Origin of the sequence: Streptomyces violaceusniger Tu 4113 (assembly GCF_000147815.2) — a bacterium.
GTDB lineage: Bacteria > Actinomycetota > Actinomycetes > Streptomycetales > Streptomycetaceae > Streptomyces > Streptomyces violaceusniger_A.
Map to the genome: position 1 here is coordinate 4,031,499 of NC_015957.1, position 17,687 is coordinate 4,049,185.

The following is a 17,687-nucleotide window of genomic DNA, read 5'->3' on the forward strand; positions in this document are numbered from 1 at the left end:
TGGAATACAAAGAGATGGGCGGTAAACGGTGAGCGAGGCAAAGCTCCGCGACTACCTCAAGCGAGTGACCACGGATCTGCACCGCACTCGCCAGCGCCTTCAGGAGGCCGAGGCCAAGGACCACGAGCCCATCGCCATCGTCGGGATGGCCTGCCGCTACCCCGGCGGTGTGGCGTCCCCGGAGGACCTGTGGGAGCTGGTGGCGAACGGCCGGGACGCCGTCACCGAGTTCCCCGCCGACCGGGGCTGGGACCTGGAGGCCCTCTACGACCCGGACCCGGACAAACCGGGGACGAGCTATGCGCGGGAAGGCGGCTTCGTCACCGACGCCGACCACTTCGACCCCGCCTTCTTCGGCATCTCCCCGCGCGAGGCGCTGGCCATGGACCCCCAGCAGCGGCTGCTGCTGGAGACCGGGTGGGAGGCCCTGGAGCGGGCCGGGATCGACCCGGCCACGCTGCGCGGCAGCCGTACCGGCGTCTTCGCGGGGGTGATGTACCAGGACTACGCGACCCGGCTGCGCCAGGTGCCCGACGATGTCGAGGGCTACGTCGGCAGCGGTGGCTCCGGCAGCATCGCCTCCGGCCGTATCGCCTACACCTTCGGTCTCGAAGGCCCCGCGGTCACCGTGGACACCGCCTGCTCGTCCTCGCTGGTGGCCCTGCATCTCGCCGCGCAGGCGCTGCGCCGGGGGGAGTGCGAACTCGCCCTCGTCGGCGGCTCGATGGTGATGTCCACACCGGTGGCCTTCGTGGACTTCAGCCGACAGCGCGGGCTCGCCTCCGACGGACGCTGCAAGGCGTTCGCCGCCTCCGCCGACGGCACCGGCTGGGGCGAGGGCGTGGGCATGCTGCTCGTGGAGCGGCTGTCCGACGCGCGGGAGAACGGCCACCGGGTGCTCGCGGTCGTCCGCGGCTCCGCCACCAATCAGGACGGCGCCAGCAGCGGGCTCACCGCCCCCAACGGCCCCTCCCAGCAGCGCGTCATCCGGCAGGCGCTGGCCGACGCCGGGCTCACCGCCGCCGATGTGGACGCCGTCGAGGCCCACGGCACCGGCACCTCGCTCGGCGACCCCATCGAGGCCGGGGCCCTGCTCGCCACCTACGGCCAGAACCGTCCCGAGGACCGGCCACTGTGGCTCGGCTCCCTGAAGTCCAACATCGGCCACACCCAGGCCGCCGCGGGCGTCGGCGGGATCATCAAGACGGTGCTGGCGCTGCGCCACGGCGTGCTGCCCAAGACACTGCACGCCGAGGAGCCGACACCCAACGTCGACTGGGGGTCGGGAGCGGTACGGCTGCTGGCCGAGGCCAGGCCGTGGCCCGGGCCGGACACCGAGCGGCCGCGCCGCGCCGCCGTATCCGCCTTCGGATTCAGCGGCACCAACGCCCATGTGATCCTGGAACAGGCCCCCGCCGAGGAGCCCGAGGACGAGGACGAGACCGAGGCCGAAGCCCCCGCGGACACCGGGCCCGCCGCCGCCTGTGACCTGGTGCCGTGGCCGCTGTCGGGGCGGACCGAGGAGGCCCTGCGGGCCCAGGCCGCGCGACTGCGGTCGTATGTGGCGGGCGCGCCCGAGCCGTCCCCGGTGGACATCGGCTACTCGCTGGCGCTCACCCGCTCCGCCTTCACCCACCGCGCGGTGGTCGTGGGATCGAGCCGAGCCGAACTACTGGGCGAACTGGACCAGTTGGCCTCCGGTGTCACGTCCGGCGCGGTGGCCGGCGCGGGCAAGACGGCGTTCCTGTTCACCGGGCAGGGCGCACAGCGGCTCGGCATGGGACGCGCCCTGCACACCGCCTTCCCGGTCTTCGCCGCCGCGTTCGACACCGTCTGCGCCGAACTCGACCGCCACCTGGACGGCCATGCCGAGCACGCGGTGCGCGACGTGGTCTTCGGCGAGGACGCCGAGTTGCTCGACCGGACCCTCTACACCCAGACCGGCCTCTTCGCCGTCGAGGTGGCGCTGTACCGGCTGCTGGAGTCCTGGGGCGTGACCGCGGACTTCCTGGTCGGCCACTCGGTGGGCGAGCTGGCGGCGGCCCATGTGGCGGGCGTGTTCGCGCTGCCGGACGCCTGTGCACTGGTCGCGGCCCGGGGCCGGCTGATGGATGCGCTGCCCGCCGGAGGCGCGATGGTCTCGCTGCAGACCGGCGAGGCCGAGGTGCTGCCCCATCTGGCGGGCCACGAGGACCAGGTGGCCCTGGGCGCGGTCAACGGCCCGGCCGCCACGGTGATCTCCGGTGACGAGAAGACCGTCCTGCGGATCGCGGAAGCGGTGGGCGTCCGGAGCAAGCGGCTGCGGGTCGGCGTCGCCGCCCACTCGCCGCTGTTGGACCCCATGCTCGAGGAGTTCGCCAAGGTCGTCGGCGAGCTGTCCTACAGCACCCCCCGGATCGCGGTGGTGTCCAATGTGACCGGCGAGGCGGCGGCCGAGGAGCTGTGCACGCCCGACTACTGGGTGCGCCATGTGCGGCAGCCGGTGCGGTTCCAGGACGGCATGCGGTTCCTGGAGGACCAGGGTGTGACCCGCTGTGTGGAGCTGGGCCCGGTCGGTGTGCTGTCCGCCATGGGCCAGGAGTGCCTGGCCGGGGCCGACACCGATGCCGTCGCGTTCGTCCCGCTGCTGCGCAAGGACAGTGGCGAGGCCGAGTCGCTGCTGGCCGGGGTCGGCCGGGTGCATGCCCTCGGCGGCGAGGTGGACTGGGAGCAGGTGTTCGCGGGCCGTGGCGCCCGCCGGGTGGAGCTGCCCACGTACGCCTTCCAGCGGCAGCGCTACTGGCTGGACGGCACCGACCGGGCCGGCGACGTGACCTCCGCGGGTCTCGGCGCCGCCGGGCATCCGCTGCTGGGCGCCGCCGTCGAACTCGCCGACACCGACGGCCTGGTGCTCACCGGGCGGCTGTCCCTGGCCGCCCAGCCCTGGCTGGCCGACCACGCCGTCTCCGGCACGGTCCTCTTCCCCGGCACCGCGTTCCTCGAGCTCGCGATCCAGGCCGGGGACCAGGTCGGCTGCGACCAGGTCGAGGAGCTGACCCTCCAGGCGCCGCTCATCCTCCCCGCCCGTGGCGCGCTCACCCTCCGCGTCACCGCAGGGGAACCCGACGAGAGCGGACGGCGCCCGCTGAACGTCCACTCCCGCCCCGAGGGCGCCGGGTTCGGCGAGCCGTGGACCCCGCACGCCACCGGCACGCTCGCCACCGCCGCACCGGCCACCCCCGCGGAGCTGACCGCGTGGCCTCCGGCGGACGCCACCGAACTCGACGTCAGCGACATGTACGAGCGGTACGCGGCGGGCGGCTTCGGCTACGGCCCCTCGTTCCAGGGCCTGCGGGCCGCCTGGCTGCGCGGCGACGAGGTGTTCGCCGAGATACGGCTGGCCCAGGAGCAGCGGTCGGCCGCCGCCGCGTACGGGATCCACCCGGCGCTGCTCGACGCCTCCCTGCACGGCATCGCACTCGGCACCCTCTTCGCCGGAGAGGACCCCGGGACGGCGCAGGGGCGGCTGCCGTTCTCCTGGACCGGGGTGTCGCTGCACGCCGCCGGGGCCGACGAGGTGCGGGTGAGGATCTCCCCGGCCGGGGAGGACACCGTGGCGCTCGCGGTGGCCGACCCCACCGGCCGCCCGGTGGCCACCGTCGAGGGCCTGCTGCTGCGGAAGATGACCGGCGACCAGCTCAGCGGCGCCCGCGCCGCGAGCAACGAGGCACTGTTCCAGCTCGACTGGCCCGCTCTCGCCGGTTCCGCCCCGGCCACCCCGCTGACCCGGGCCGCGCTGGTCGGCGACGACGGACTGGAGGTGACCGAGAGCCTCTTCGCCGCCGGGGTCCACCTGGAGTCGTATGTGGACCTGGCGTCGCTGGGCGCGGCCGTCGACGCCGGTACGGCCGCCCCCGCGGCGGTCCTGGTGTGCTGCCAGACCGGGCCCGGCGCACCGGCCGACGCGGTACGGGCCTCCCTGGGCACCGCCCTGGAGCTGGCCCGGAGCTGGTCGGCCGATGAGCGGTTCGCCGACTCCCGGCTGGTGTTCATCACCCGCGGCGCCGTGGCCACCGCGCCCGGCGCGGACGTCACCGATCTGCCCGGCGCCGCCGTCTGGGGCCTGGTGCGCTCCGCGCAGTCGGAGAACCCCGACCGGTTCACCCTCGTCGACCTCGACCAGCACGAGGAGTCCGTACGGGCCCTCCCGGCGGTCCTCCCCTCCGGTGAGCCGCAGCTCGCCCTGCGGGCCGGCCAGGCGCACACCCCGCGGCTCGCCCGCGCCCAGGGCGAGACCGGCGCCACGCGTGCGCTGGACCCCGAGGGCACCGTTCTGATCACCGGCGCCACCGGGACGCTCGGCGGGTTGCTCGCCCGCCACCTGGTGACCCGGCACGGTGTCCGCCATCTGCTGCTGACCAGCCGCCGGGGACCGGCCGCCGGGGGCGCCGGGCGGCTGCGGGACGAACTGACCGCGCTCGGCGCCACCGTGACCGTGGCGGCGTGCGACACCGCCGACCGGGACGCCGTGGCCGCCCTGGTGGCCCAGGTGCCCGGCGACCACCCGCTGACCGGGGTGTTCCACACCGCCGGGGTCCTGGACGACGGGGTGATCTCCTCGCTCACCCCCGAGCGGATGGACACGGTGCTGCGGCCCAAGGCCGACGCCGTACTCCACCTCCACGAGGCCACCCGGGAGCTGGACCTGGCCGCGTTCGTGCTCTTCTCCTCGGCCGCCGGGGTGCTCGGCGGCGCCGGACAGGGCAACTACGCGGCCGCCAATGGCTTCCTCGACGCCTTCGCGCAGGCCCGCAGGGCACAGGGGCTGCCCGCCCACTCCCTCGCCTGGGGGCTGTGGGCGCAGACCAGCACGATGACCGGTACGGCGGACACGGCCGGGGCCGCCCGCTCGGGCGTGGCCGCGCTCACCTCCGAACAGGGCATGGAACTGCTCGACACCGCCCTCGCCCTGGACACTCCGCTGCTGATCCCGATGCGGCTCGACCTCGCGGCGCTGCGCGCGAACGCCGGATCCGGCTCGGTGCCGCTGCTGCTGCGCGGACTGGTGCGGGCACCGGCGCGCCGGGCGGGCGCGACCACGCGCGCCGGCTCACCGGGCGGCGACTCCGCGCTGCGGGAACGGCTCGCCGGGCTGTTGGAGGCCGAACAGGACGCCGTACTGGTGGAGTTGGTGCAAACGCAGGTGGCCACCGTGCTCGGCCACCCGGACCCGTCCGCCATCGGCGCCACCCATGAGTTCGTGGACTCCGGCTTCGACTCGCTCACCGCGGTCGAGCTGCGCAACCGGCTGAACGCGGCCACCGGGCTGAGGCTTCCCGCCACGCTCGTCTTCGACCACGAGACGCCCACCGATCTGGCCGCCCGGCTCCGCTCGGACCTGGCCGCGGCCCGGCAGTCGGGCCCGTCCGGGGAGACACCCACGGGCACGACGGCCGCCGCCGCGGGTGAGTCCACCACGCTGAGCGCGCTCTACACCCAGGCGTTCGAGACCGGGAAATGGAAAGAGATCTTCGACCTGCTGCACGCCACGGCGGCGCTGCGGCCCCGGTTCAGCGCCACCTCCGAGCTGGAGAAGCTGCCGACGCCGGTCAGGCTCAGCAAGGGCCCGGCCGAACAGCACATGTTCTGCTTCTCCTCGTGCCTGGCGGTCGCGGGCATCCACCAGTACGCGCGGTTCGCGGCCTCGCAGCGGGGCCGGCGCGATGTGTCGGCGCTCGCGCTGCCGGGCTTCGGCCGCGGCGAGCCCCTTCCGGAGACGGCGGACGCGGTGGTCGCCGCCCAGGCCGAGGCGGTGGCGCAGGCCGCGGACGGGGCGCCGATCGTGCTGCTGGGCTCCTCGGCGGGCGGCTGGTTCGCCCATGCGGCGGCGGGACATCTGGAGCGGATGGGCATTCAGCCGACCGCGGTGGTGCTGGTGGACACGTACGTGCCCAAGAGCAGCATCCTCAACCAGTTCGGGCTCTCGCTCATGGACGGGATGACCGAGCGCGAGGGCGTGTTCGTCACCATGGACGACGACCGGCTGTCGGCCATGGGCTGGTATCTCAATCTCTTCGGACGCTGGGATCCCGAGCCGATCGCGACCCCCACCCTCCTCGTGCGCGCGCTGGAGCCGCTGTCCACCGGTTCGCTGAAGCTGGAGGAGCTGCCCGACTGGCGGTCCTTCTGGGAGCTGCCGCACGACGTCGTCGATGTGCGCGGCAACCACTTCACCATGATGGAGGACCACTCCCTCCCCACCGCCCAGGCCATCGAGGACTGGCTGGAGTCCCTGCCGCGCGACGGCGCCTGACCCCGCCCCGCACCCGCCGCCGAGGCGCCCTCCCGTACCGCGAAAGGAACGACGACCATGGCGTTGCCCGTCACCGATGAGAGCCTGTGGTTCCGCAGGTTCCATCCGCGCCCGGAGGCCGAGGTCAGCCTGGTCTGCCTGCCGCACGCCGGAGGAGCCGCCAGCTTCTACTTCCCCATCTCCGAGCTGCTGCCGCCGACCGTGGAGGCGCTGGCCGTCCAGTATCCGGGACGGCAGGATCGCCGCCATGACACGCCCATCGAGAACATCCATGAGATGGCGCGCGAGATCTTCGAGGCGCTGACGCCACTGACGGCACACCGGCCGATCGCGCTGTTCGGCCACAGCATGGGCGCGAGCGTCGGGTTCGAGCTGGCCCGGCTGATCGAAGGGGAGCTGGGGACCGTGCCCGTGGCGCTCTTCGCCTCGGGCCGGCCCGCGCCCTCGCACCACCGGAGCCTGGACATCCACCGGCGCGACGACGCCGGGCTCATCGCCGAGCTCCAACTGGTCAGCGGGACCGACTCGCGGATCCTCGGCGACGCCGAACTGCTGCGGCTGACCCTGCCGGCCATCCGCAGCGACTACAAGGCGGCCGAGACCTATGAGTACCGGCCCGGCGCCAGGCTGCGCTGCGACATCGTGGGGCTCGCCGGCGACAGCGACATCCGGGTCAGGGCCCCGGAGATGGCGGGCTGGCGGGAGCACACCTCGGGCTCCTTCCGGCTGGAGGTCTTCTCCGGCGGCCACTTCTACCTGGGTGAACAGAAGGCAGCGGTGGCCGGAGTCATCACGGACACCCTCCGGGCGGCCACCGCCCGCCCCCGACGACCTATCGACTGAGAGAGAAACCGACGATGCGTATCCTATTCGCGACGGTGTCCGAGAAATCGCACCTGTTCACCATGGTCCCGCTCGCCTGGTCGCTGGCCGCGGCCGGCCACGAGGTGCAAGTCGCCAGCAACCCAGCGCTGACCGAGCACATCAAGAGCACCGGTCTGACGGCCGTCACCGTCGGCACGGACCACAATCTCCACGAGATGCTGACGGAGAACCGCGACTCGCTGGAGAACCCGCTGTCCGACTGGTCCGCTCCGGACCTCGATCAGCACTCCTGGGAACAGGTGCTGATGAAGTTCAAGGTCAGCGTGATGTTCGCGTACCAGACCTACAACGACTGCATGGTCCACGAGCTGGTGGCCTACGCCCGCGACTGGCAGCCCGATCTGATCATCTGGGACCCGGTCAGCTACGCGGGCCCGGTGGCCGCCCGGGTCGTGGGCGCCGCCCACGCCCGGCTGCTGTGGTGTATCGACATCTACTCCAAGATGCGCGAAGTGTTCCTGACCCGCCTCGCGGAGCAGCCCGAGGAGCGCCGTGAGGACCCGATGGCCGACTGGCTCGGCGGCATCCTCGCCCGCTACGACCGCACCTTCGACGAGGAGGTCGTGGTCGGCCAGTGGACCATCGACCAGATCCCCACCAGCCTTCAGCTTCCGCTGTCGGTCCAGCGGGTCCCGGTCCGCTATCTGCCCTACAACGGCCCCTGTGAGATCCCGGACTGGCTGCGCGAGGTCCCCGAGCGGCCGCGGGTCGTGCTGACCTCCGGTGTCTCCGCACGGGCGGCCCTGGGCGGCACCTTCATGCCCGTCACCGACATCATCGACACCCTCGGGACCATGGACATCGACGTGGTGGCCGCGCTGCCGCCCGAGGAGGTCGGGGCCCTGGAGAAGATCCCCGCCAACACCCGCATCGTCGACTTCGTCCCGCTGCACGCCCTGCTGCCCGGCGCCTCGGTCCTCATCCACCACGGCGGCTTCGGCTCCTGGGGCACCGCACTGGTCAACGGCGTACCGCAGTTCATCCCCACCATCCGCTACGGCGACTGGTGGAACAAGGCGACCCGTCTGCACGAGGCCGGTGCCGGACTCGCCGTGCACGCCTCCGAGCTGACCACCGAGGTGCTGCGGGAGAGCGTCGAACGGCTGCTGGGGGACGCCACGTACAAGGAGAGCGCCGAGCGGCTGCGCGAGGAGAACCTGCACACGCCCACCCCGCACGATGTGGTGCCGGTGCTGGAGAAGCTCACCGTGGAGCACGGCCGATGAAGGTGCGTGAGCTGGCGGTCTCCGGCGCCTACGAGTTCAGCCCGGACGTCCACCGCGACGAGCGCGGCGCGTTCGTCGCCCACTACACCGAAGCGGCCTTCGCCGCGGCCGTCGGGCATCCGCTGCGCCTGGGCCAGAACCACCACAGCGTCTCCCGGCGCGGCACCGTCCGCGGGGTGCACTACGCGGACGTACCCCCGGGCCAGGCCAAGATGGTGACCTGCACCAGCGGCGAACTCCTCGACGTGGTCGTGGACTTGAGGATGGGCTCGCCCACCTTCGGCCACTGGGACAGCGTGCGCCTGGACCCCGTCTCGTACCGGGCGGTGTATCTGGAGGAGGGCCTCGGCCACGCCTTCATCGCGCTGCGGGACGACACCGTGGCGGCCTATCTGAACTCGGCGGAGTACAACCCGGGCGCCGAGCACGAGATCGACCCCTTCGACCCGGCGCTCGGCCTGCCCTGGCCCACGGACCTGGAGTATCTGGTCTCCCAGCGCGACCGGAACGCCCCCGGGCTGGCCGAGGCCGAACGGGCGGGCCTGCTGCCGTCCTACGAGGTCTGCCGGGCGCTGCACCCCCGGCGTGACTGACCCGGCCGTGGCGTACCCCCCTCCACCGATCGGTTGATGCGGCCGGTCAGCCGGTGGGTGGAGGGAGGATCAGCCCGGTGGGCAGCCGATGGGCCGATCCGCGGGGGATACCCGCTTCCTACGGTGGAAGAGTGAAGGAACCGAGCGAGGAGGACCCGGGCCGATGCCGCTGATCGAGGTCAGTAACCTGCGGAAGGAATACCGCAATCACGTCGCGGTACAGGACGTGTCCTTCTCCGTGGAGGAGGGTGAGATCTTCGGCATCCTGGGCCCCAACGGCGCGGGCAAGACCACCGCCGTGGAGTGCATCGAGGGGATGCGCAAACGGGACGGTGGCGAGATCTCCGTGATGGGCCTGGACCCGCTGAAGGATCTCGCCGAGCTGCGCGAGTCCATCGGGATCCAGCTCCAGCAGAGCGAACTGCCCCCCAAGATGAAGGTGTGGGAGGCGCTCGAGCTCTACAGCACCTTCTACCGCGACCCCGTCGACTGGCGCGAGCTCATCAAGGACTGGGGCCTGTCGGGCAAGGCCGACACGCCCTACGGATCGCTGTCCGGTGGACAGCAGCAGCGGCTGTCCATCGCGCTCGCCCTCGTCGGCAACCCCAGGATCGCCGTCTTCGACGAGCTGACCACCGCACTGGACCCGCACGCCCGGCGCGAGACCTGGAAGCTGATCGAGAAGGTCAGGGAGCAGGACGTGACCGTGCTGCTGGTCACCCACTTCATGGAGGAGGCCGAGCGGCTCTGCGACCGGATCGCCATCATCGAATCCGGCCGGGTCGTCGCCCTGGACACCCCCTCCGGACTGGTGTCCCGGGTCGATGAGCAGCAGATCATCCGGTTCAAGCCGTCCGTGCCGATGGACGACGAACTGCTGACCTCGCTGCCCGAGGTGAGCAGTGTGACCCGGTCCAAGTCGCAGGTGACAGTGGTCGGCAAGGGCAATGTCGTCTACGCGGTGATCTCCGTCCTGGCCCGCAATCAGATCGTGGCGAACGAACTCCGCCTGGAACAGGCGAGTCTCGATGACGCCTTCGTTGCCCTGACCGGCTCCAAGCCCGCCAACTGAACCGCCGAGGAGATCTCTGCCATGTCCGGGCGCACCAAGCTCACCTTCGTCGAGAGCAAGCTGTTCCTGCGCGATCCCACCGCGGTGTTCTTCGTCATCGCGCTGCCCATCATGCTGCTGGCCATCTTCCACTTCGTCACCACCAAGTCCAACGACGACGCCGCCACCAAGGAGTCGATGGCCGCGTTCGTCCCCGCGATGGCCATGTCGCTGTGTCTGACGATGCTGGCCCTCAACCTGCTGCCCACGACGCTGGCGACCTACCGGGAGAAGGGCATCCTGCGGCGCCTGGCCGCGAGCCCCGTCCATCCGGGGAATCTGCTGATCGCCCAGCTCTTCATCAACCTGGTCACCGCGGCGGTCTCCGCGGTGCTGGTGCTCATCGTCGGCAAGGCCGCCTTCGACACCAAGCTGCCCGGTGACGTCCCCGCCTTCCTGGTGAGCTTCGCCCTGGGCACCTGGGCGCTGTTCTCCATCGGCCTGGTCATCGCGGCCATCGCGCCGAGCAGCAAGTCGGCCACCGCGATGGGCCTTTCCCTGCTCTTCCCCAGCCTCTTCTTCGGCGGGGCGTTCCTCCCCAAGGAGGATCTGCCCGAGACCGTGTCCACCATCGGCGACTACACCCCGCTGGGCGCCGCGCTGCAGGCGCTGCGCGACTCCTGGGAGAACCAGTGGCCGCAGGCGCTGCACCTGACCGTCCTCGGGGTGATCGCGGTGGCCGCCACCGCGGCCGCGGCCAAGCTGTTCCGCTGGGAGTGAGGTGAGCGCGTCCAAGGACGACGGCGGACGGTGGGAGCGGCACTCCGACATCCTGTTCGGAGGGCTGCCCTACCTTCTGCTGTTTCTGTCCACGGCCCTGAGCGTGGTCCACGGCCCGCCGCCGGCCCGTCGGCTGCTCACCACGCTCGGCCTGGCGGCGCTGGCCGCCCTCTGGATCCTGGGCACCTACACCCTGCCGACGGGCCGCCGCAGCAGACAGCCGTACGGCATGGCGCGGACTGCCGTCTACTTCGCCGGGCTGCTCGCCCTCTCCGCCGCGCTGATGGCACGGGACCAGGTGTTCATGGTCTTCGCCGCCACCGGGTTCCTGCAGGCGCTGGTGCTGCTGCCGACGGTCTGGGCGCTGGTGTCCGTGGCGGCCACCTCGTTCGTCGTCAACACCGTGCCGGACGGATTCCCGCGCCTCACGACCGGCGCGGTGGTCGGCTATATCGCCGCCATCGCCTTCCAGACCGTGGTGATCGGCTGGATCAATCTGCTGTCGAGCCGGCTGAACGAACAGCATCAGCGGCGCAAACGGACCGTGGCCGAACTCCGGTCGGCGCTCAACGAGAACGCCGGGCTCCACGCCCAGCTCATCACCCAGGCGCGTGAGGCCGGAGTGCTGGACGAGCGCCAGCGGATGGCGGGGGAGATCCATGACACCCTCGCCCAGGGGCTGGCCGGCATCATCCGGCAGTTGGAAGCCGTCGAACACGCCGAAGGCGACCGCGAGGTGTGGCGCCGCCATCTCGTCGCGGCCAAGGACCTGGCCCGGGACAGCCTGGCCGAGGCGCGCCGGTCGGTCCAGGCGCTCCGCCCCGAGCAACTGGAGTCCCGGACGCTGCCCGACGCCCTGGTGTGCCTGGTCGAGGGCTGGTCACGGGGGCGGGAGGCGAAGGTCGCGTTCGCGACGACCGGGACCGCCACCCCCGTCCACGCCGAACTGGAGGCCACGCTCTACCGGGTGGCACAGGAGGCCCTCGCCAACATCGCCAAGCACGCCGAGGCGTCGAAGGTGGGCATCACCCTCTCGTACATGGAGGACGTGGTCGTCCTCGATGTGCTCGACGACGGCGTCGGATTCGACCCCGCGGCCGCGGCGGCCGCGGCCGGCACCTCCGGTGACCACGGGCTGGGGCTTGTGGCGATGCGGCGCCGACTGGGCCGGGTCGCCGGTACGTTGGACATCGAAAGCGCCCGTGGCGAGGGCACCGCCATCAGCGCGGCCGTCCCCGTCATCCCCCAGGAAGCCGGTGCATGAGCGGAATCACCCCCAGCCGTAACAACGCCCCCAGCGATCACACCCCCATCGATAACCCCCACAACGGCGGCGCCCACCGCCCCGCCGCCGCGCCCATCCGCATCCTCATCGTGGACGACCACCCGGTGGTCCGCGACGGGCTGCGCGGGGTGCTGGAGCGGGACCCCGACTTCACGGTGATCGGCGAGGCCGGTGACGGTGCCGAGGCCGTCGAACTGTACGAGCGGCGGCCGGCCGATGTGGTCCTGATGGATCTGCGCATGCCCCGGATGGGCGGGGTCGAGGCCATCAAACGGCTGCTGCGCGGCGATCCGGACGCCCGGATCCTGGTCCTGACCACCTATGACACCGACAGCGACGTCATGGGCGCCCTGGCCGCCGGGGCGACCGGCTATCTCCTCAAGGACACCCCGCGCGAGGAGCTGACCCGCGCCGTGCGGTCCGCCTCCTCGGGCCAGTCCGTTCTCTCGCCCGCGGTCACCGGACGGGTTCTCGGCCAGGTCCGCAAACCCACCCAGGGACCGCTGAGCGACCGTGAACTCCAAGTGCTCAGGCTTATCGCGGACGGGGCCACGAATCGACAGGCCGCGGCGGCGTTGTTCATCAGTCAGGCGACGGTGAAGACACATCTGCTGCATGTCTACGAGAAACTCGGGGTGAAGGATCGCGCGGCAGCAGTCAGCGAGGCCCATAAACGACATCTATTCCAATGACATCGCAGGTCGGAGCCGTAATAGGGGTGGCAGATAGGGGTGGATGAGGGTAGGGGTTGTTCCGCCTGAAGCGGCGCCAATACGGTGGCGATATGGCCCACATGCGAGATCGGCAGGCCGTTGTGATCGGCGGCACCGGATTCATCGGGCGACATATCTGCAGGGCTCTCACCAAACGCGGATATGAAGTCCTGGCAATAGCGAGAAAACCCGCCGAACCCATTCCCGGAGTCGTATTTCTGCCCCTTGACGCGGTATCCGCGCCGAGCGACGACATCGCCCGGGCCGCGAAGTCCGCCGATCTCGTCGTCAACGCCGCGGGCGACAGTTGGGAGGGCGACGAGGCGAGCATGACGGCCTCGCACATCCCGCTCGTCGACCGGCTGGTGGACGCCGTGGCGACCCTCCCCAGGCGGCCGCGGCTGGTCCATCTGGGCTCGGTGCACGAGTACGGCCCGGTCCCCGACGGCACGGCCATCACCGAGGACCACCCCACCGCCCCCCACACCCCCTACGCCCGCACCAAGCTCGTCGGCAGCCGGATCGTCCTGGGCGCGGCGGACGCGGGCCGCATCGACGGCTGTGTTCTGCGCGTCACCAACGTCTGCGGACCGGGCACTCCCCGGGGCAGCTTCCTCGGCGGACTCGCCCACCGGCTGCGCCGGACGACCGAGGACGCTCCGCTCTCCCTCACCCTCGTCGACGACCAGCGCGACTTCATCGACGTCCGCGACGTCGCCGAGGCCGTGGCGCTGGCCGCGAGCAGCCCGGTGACCGGCCGGGCGATCAACATCGGGCAGGGCGACGCCTCCAGCATGCGCGAACTGGCCTGGCTGCTGATCTCCGCCTCCCAGGTCCCCGCGGATCTGGTGCGCGAGGAGAGCGGCGCCGTGCACAGCAAGGGCGGTAGCTGGACCCAGGCCGACATCCGCCTCGCCCGGCGGCTCATGGGCTGGTCCCCGAAGGTGGCGCTGAAGGAATCCCTCCACGACCTGTGGGCCGCCTCCGCCACCTCGAGCCGACCGGCTGCCGCGGCGGCCCGTACCGAAGGACACTGATGGAGTACACCTATCTCGGACGTACCGGCCTCAAGGTGAGCCGGGTGTGCCTGGGCACCTTGAACCTCGGGGTCAGGGCGAGCGACGAGGAGAGCCACGCGATCCTGGACACCGCACTCGACCGCGGGGTCAACTTCGTCGACACCGCCAACCAGTACGGCTGGCAGAAGCACAAGGGCTACACGGAGGAGTTCCTCGGCGGCTGGTTCGCCCAGGGAGGCGGCCGGCGCGAGAAGGTCGTGCTGGGCACCAAGGTGTTCAACCCGATGAGCGACTGGCCCAATGACTCGGGGCTGTCCGCCCGGCACATCATCGCCTCCTGCGAGGACTCGCTGCGCCGGCTGGGCACCGACTGGATCGACCTGTTCCAGATGCACCACATCGACCGCCACGCCCCCTGGGAGGAGGTGTGGCAGGCGATGGAGACGCTGACCCGGCAGGGCAAGGTGCGCTACGTCGGCTCGTCCAACTTCGCCGGCTGGCATATCGCCGAGGCCCAGGAGACCGCCGCCCGCCGCCACTTCCTCGGCATCGTCTCCGAGCAGAGCGTCTACAACCTCGTCACCCGCCATATCGAACTGGAGCTGATCCCCGCCGCCCAGCGGTACGGGGTCGGGGTGCTCGCCTGGTCCCCGCTGCACGGCGGACTGCTCAGCGGGGCGCTGCGCAAGCTGGCCGAGGGCACCGCGATGAAGACCGCCCAGGGCCGGGCGGCCCAGGCGCTGGAAGTCCACCGGGACGCCGTCGCCGCGTACGAGAAGCTGTGCGACGGCCTCGGCGCCGACCCGGCCGAGGTGGGCCTGGCCTGGGTGATGGGCCGCCCCGGCATCACCGCGCCGGTCATCGGGCCGCGCAGCCTTGACCAGCTCGAAGGGGCCTGCAACGCCATGGAGCTGACGCTGCCGGCCGAGGTGCTGACCGAACTGGACCGGCTGTTCCCGCCGATCGGCAACGGCGGCCCCGGGCCGGAGGCGTGGGCGTGGTGAAAACGCTCCAGGAGCGGCTGGTCCGTTCGGCCGCCACCGTCGACAGCTCGGTGACCCTGCTCGCCGACTTCCAGCGCTGGTTCCGGGAGCGCGTCGACGCCGACGAGTCCCGGGTCGAGATCATTCCGTTCGAGGCGATGCGCGGCTGGGCCTTCGCACCGGACACCCACAACCTCGTCCATGAGACCGGCCGGTTCTTCAGCGTCGAGGGCATCCGGGTGCGGATGCCCGGGGCGCCGGTGGAGGAGTGGCGCCAGCCGATCCTCCACCAGCCGGAGATCGGCATCCTCGGCATCCTGGTCAAGGACTTCGACGGCGTACCGCACTTCCTGATGCAGGCCAAGATGGAGCCGGGCAACCACGGCGGGCTGCAGCTCTCGCCCACCGTCCAGGCGACCCGCAGCAACTACACGCGCGTGCACAAGGGCCGGGCCGTGCCGTATGTGGAGTACTTCCAGCAGGCGGAACGGCACCGGGTGCTCGCCGACGTCCGCCAGTCGGAGCAGGGCAGTTGGTTCTTCCACAAGCGCAACCGCAACATGCTGGTCGAGGTCGCCCCGGAGACGGACGTCGAGGTGCGCGACGGCTTCCGCTGGCTGACACTGGGCCAGCTTCACCATCTGCTGGCCGTGGAGGACCTGGTGAACATGGACGCGCGCAGCGTCCTGGCCTGTCTGCCGCACTCCCCGCTGGACTCGGAGGAGACCTTCCCGGCCCTCGAGGCCCACAGCCGTCACCGCGACGCCGACATCCTGAGCTGGATCACCGGACTGCGCACCGAGCGCGAGGTGTGCACCGAGCGGATACCACTGCGGGAGACGGCCGGCTGGCACCGCAGTGCCCATCGGATCTCCCATGAGAGCGGGCGCTTCTTCAGCGTGATGGCCGTGGACGTCACCGCCGGCGGCCGTGAGGTGGGCGGCTGGACCCAGCCCATGATCGAGCCCCATGGCCCGGGCGTGGCGGCCTTCCTGCTGGCCTACGCCGACCAGGTGCCGCATGTGCTGGTGCAGGCCCGCGCCGAACCCGGCTACACGGATGTGGTGGAGCTGGCCCCCACCGTGCAGTGCACACCGCGCAACTACACCCATCTGCCCGAGCGGGCCACCCCGCCGTTCCTCCGGGAGGTGGTGGAGGCGACGGCCGACCGGGTGCGGTTCGACACCGTGCTCTCCGAGGAGGGCGGCCGTTTCTTCCACGCCTTCAATCGCTATCTCGTCGTGGAGACCGAGATGAGCGCCGTCCCCGAGGAGCCGTCGCACTACCGCTGGATGGCCGTGCGTCAGCTCCTCGACCTGATACGCCACAGCCATTACGTCAATGTCGAGGCCCGCACGCTCATCGCCTGTCTGCACTCCCTGGCGGCATAGGGGGGCCACCTAGGGGGCCGGACCTGGGCGGATGTAGGGGTTATTCGGATCGTGGCCGCTGCCATAGCCTCCGGGACACAGAGTGCCCGGGGCGGTACATCGGAGGACATGTCATGCAGGACATCATCAGCGCCGTGCTGGCAGAGGATGCGGTGGCCGCGGATTTCGCCGCCTTGAGCGTGCCCGAGTCGTATCGGGGCGCGGTGATCCTCAAAGAGGAATCCGAGATGTTCGAGGGCATGGCGACCAAGGACAAGGACCCCCAGAAGTCGCTCCACATCCGTGAGGTGCCCACGCCCGAACCGGGCCCGGGCGAGGCGGTGATCGCGGTCATGGCCGGCGCGATCAACTACAACACCGTGTGGAGCGCCATCTTCGAGCCGCTGCCGACCTTCGGCTTCCTGGAGCGGTACGCACGGACCGACGACCCCGGAGCGGCCCGCCACGACCAGCCCTACCACGTCCTCGGCTCCGATCTGGCCGGTGTGGTGCTGCGCACCGGGCCGGGGGTGCGCCACTGGAAGCCCGGCGACCGGGTGGTGGCCCACTGCCTGTCCATCGAACTGCGCTCACCGGACGGCCACGACGACAGCATGCTCGACCCGGAGCAGCGCATCTGGGGCTTCGAGACCAACTTCGGCGGGCTCGCCGAGCTCTCGCTGGTCAAGGCCAACCAACTGATGCCGATGCCCGCCCACCTCACCTGGGAGGAGGCCGCGTCCTCGGGCCTGGTCAATTCCACGGCGTACCGGCAGCTCGTCTCCCGCAACGGCGCCCAGATGAAACAGGGCGATGTGACCCTCATCTGGGGCGCGGCCGGTGGCCTCGGCTCGTACGCCACCCAACTGGCCGTCAACGGCGGGGCCATCCCGGTGTGCGTGGTCTCCGGGCAGCGCAAGGCCGAACTCGTCCGCTCCATGGGGGCCGAGCTGGTCATCGACCGGGCCGAGGAGGGCTATCGGTTCTGGAAGGACGCGTCCACACCCGATCCCAAGGAGTGGAAGCGCTTCGGCGCCCGGATCCGCCAACTCACCGGCGGCGACGATCCGGACATCGTCCTGGAGCACCCCGGCCGGGAAACCTTCGGCGCCAGTGTGTACGTGGCGCGGCGCGGCGGAACGATCGTCACCTGCGCCTCGACGTCCGGCTACCGCCATGAGTACGACAACCGCTATCTGTGGATGGCGCTCAAGCGGATCATCGGCACCCACTTCGCCAACTACCGGGAGGCATGGGCGGCCAACCGGCTGATCGAGAAGGGGATGGTGCACCCCACGCTCTCCAAGGTCTATCCGCTCGCGGCGGTCGGCACGGCCACCCAGGACGTCCACCGCAACCGCCACTCCGGGAAGGTCGGCGTCCTGTGCCTGGCCCCGGAGGAGGGCCTGGGGGTGCGCGATCCGGAGCTGCGCGAGCGCCATCTGCCGTCCATCAACCGCTTCCGCCAGGACTGAGCCGGCCCACGGCCG

The 17,687-nt window shown here is 71.2% G+C and carries 12 protein-coding genes; all 12 read left to right on the forward strand.

Going from position 1 to position 17,687, the window contains the following annotated elements:
* Window positions 1–28 precede the first annotated feature (28 nt).
* A complete protein-coding gene (locus tag STRVI_RS17290; RefSeq protein ID WP_014056959.1) occupies window positions 29–6,292 on the forward strand; it encodes a type I polyketide synthase in 6,264 nt (2,087 codons plus the stop codon).
* A gap of 57 nt (window positions 6,293–6,349) precedes the next feature.
* Window positions 6,350–7,135 (forward strand): thioesterase II family protein, encoded by a 786-nt coding sequence (locus tag STRVI_RS17295; RefSeq protein WP_014056960.1) that lies wholly within the window; start codon window positions 6,350–6,352, stop codon window positions 7,133–7,135.
* A gap of 35 nt (window positions 7,136–7,170) precedes the next feature.
* Window positions 7,171–8,403, forward strand: a complete 1,233-nt coding sequence (locus STRVI_RS17300; RefSeq protein WP_208949144.1) for an activator-dependent family glycosyltransferase — start codon at window positions 7,171–7,173, stop codon at window positions 8,401–8,403.
* Window positions 8,400–8,996, forward strand: coding sequence for a dTDP-4-dehydrorhamnose 3,5-epimerase family protein (locus STRVI_RS17305; RefSeq protein WP_014056962.1), 597 nt, complete (start codon window positions 8,400–8,402; stop codon window positions 8,994–8,996). Before STRVI_RS17300 ends, STRVI_RS17305 begins: the two co-directional genes overlap by 4 nt.
* A 163-nt stretch (window positions 8,997–9,159) precedes the next feature.
* On the forward strand, window positions 9,160–10,068 hold the full coding sequence (locus tag STRVI_RS17310; protein WP_014056963.1) for an ABC transporter ATP-binding protein: 909 nt from the start codon (window positions 9,160–9,162) through the stop codon (window positions 10,066–10,068).
* A 21-nt stretch (window positions 10,069–10,089) separates the two neighbouring features.
* A complete protein-coding gene (locus STRVI_RS17315; RefSeq protein ID WP_014056964.1) occupies window positions 10,090–10,827 on the forward strand; it encodes an ABC transporter permease in 738 nt (245 codons plus the stop codon).
* A 1-nt stretch (window position 10,828) separates the two neighbouring features.
* Window positions 10,829–12,091, forward strand: coding sequence for a sensor histidine kinase (locus STRVI_RS17320; RefSeq protein ID WP_014056965.1), 1,263 nt, complete (start codon window positions 10,829–10,831; stop codon window positions 12,089–12,091).
* The gene (locus STRVI_RS17325; protein ID WP_014056966.1) at window positions 12,088–12,804 is read left to right on the forward strand and encodes a response regulator; all 717 of its coding nucleotides are present in this window, start codon (window positions 12,088–12,090) and stop codon (window positions 12,802–12,804) included. The genes STRVI_RS17320 and STRVI_RS17325 overlap by 4 nt, the downstream gene beginning before the upstream one ends.
* Window positions 12,805–12,896: 92 nt before the next feature.
* On the forward strand, window positions 12,897–13,862 hold the full coding sequence (locus STRVI_RS17330) for an NAD-dependent epimerase/dehydratase family protein (RefSeq protein ID WP_043236060.1): 966 nt from the start codon (window positions 12,897–12,899) through the stop codon (window positions 13,860–13,862).
* A complete protein-coding gene (locus STRVI_RS17335; RefSeq protein WP_014056968.1) occupies window positions 13,862–14,848 on the forward strand; it encodes an aldo/keto reductase in 987 nt (328 codons plus the stop codon). Before STRVI_RS17330 ends, STRVI_RS17335 begins: the two co-directional genes overlap by 1 nt.
* Window positions 14,842–16,218, forward strand: coding sequence for an NDP-hexose 2,3-dehydratase family protein (locus tag STRVI_RS17340; RefSeq protein ID WP_014056969.1), 1,377 nt, complete (start codon window positions 14,842–14,844; stop codon window positions 16,216–16,218). Before STRVI_RS17335 ends, STRVI_RS17340 begins: the two co-directional genes overlap by 7 nt.
* Before the next feature lie 113 nt (window positions 16,219–16,331).
* The gene (gene ccrA / locus STRVI_RS17345; RefSeq protein WP_014056970.1) at window positions 16,332–17,672 is read left to right on the forward strand and encodes a crotonyl-CoA carboxylase/reductase; all 1,341 of its coding nucleotides are present in this window, start codon (window positions 16,332–16,334) and stop codon (window positions 17,670–17,672) included.
* Window positions 17,673–17,687 lie beyond the last annotated feature (15 nt).